The sequence below is a fragment of the Mesorhizobium sp. M0663 genome (assembly GCF_040320585.1).
Lineage (GTDB): Bacteria > Pseudomonadota > Alphaproteobacteria > Rhizobiales > Rhizobiaceae > Mesorhizobium.
In genome coordinates this window covers 1-892 of the sequence record NZ_JAMYPX010000109.1, presented here as the reverse complement: position 1 = coordinate 892, position 892 = coordinate 1, and the positions used below count along the sequence as shown (strand labels likewise).

At 67.3% G+C, this 892-nt stretch carries 1 protein-coding gene; it reads right to left on the bottom strand.

Annotated elements, in window-relative coordinates; translation table 11 throughout:
- Positions 1-861, bottom strand: an 861-nt coding sequence (locus tag NKI54_RS36320; protein WP_352694662.1) for a condensation domain-containing protein, incomplete at its 3' end; no start/stop codon positions are given.
- Positions 862-892 lie beyond the last annotated feature (31 nt).

Below are 892 nucleotides of genomic sequence, written 5' to 3'. Positions count from 1 at the left end.
CCGCGCGTTGAGCTCGCCATAGCTCAGGCGCTCGTCCTCATGGACCACCGCCACCGCCTCCGGCGCCTGGCGCACCTGCGCCTCGAACAGCTCGTGGATGCACATGTCCGACGGATAGGCCGCCGCCGTCCGGTTCAGATCCTCCAGCAGATACGTCCGCTCGGCGGCCGACAGCAGTTCAATCCGGCCCACCGGCTGCCCGGCATCGGCAGCCATCGCCCGCAGCAGCGCCAGCAGATAACCACGCTGCCGCTCGATCGTCGCCTGATCGAACAGCGCCGTGGCATAGCCGAATGTTCCGGCGATCACCTCGCCATGCTCGCCAAGGCTCAGCTCCAGATCGAACTTGACCTGATCGAACCCATCCCCGGCAGCCTCCACACTCAGCCCCGGCAGGTCCAATGACCCGACGGCGTTGTTCTGCCAGGCCAACATCACCTGGAACAGCGGCGTGTGATCAAGATGCCGTGGCGGCTGCACGATCTCCACCACCTGCTCGAATGGCAGATCCTGATGCTCCTGGGCAGCCAAGGCCGTGCGCCGCGTCCGTTCCAGAAGCTCCGACACGCTCGGCTCGCCCGACAGGTCCAGCCGAAGCGCCAAGGTGTTGACGAAGAAGCCGATCAACTCTTCGATCTCGCGCCGGCCTCGATTGGCGCTCGGCACGCCGATCACAAGGTCGTCCTGCCCCGACAGACGCGACAGCACCGCCGCCCAGGCCGCCAGCACCGTCATGAACAACGTCGTGCCATGCTGCCGGCTCAGCCGCTTCAGACCCCGCGTCAGATCCGCATCGATGACGATCGGCACAGCGGCCCCGGCATACGACTGCTGGGCCGGCCGCGGCCGGTCCGTCGGCAGCGCAAGACGGGCCGGAGCGTCAGACAGGGTG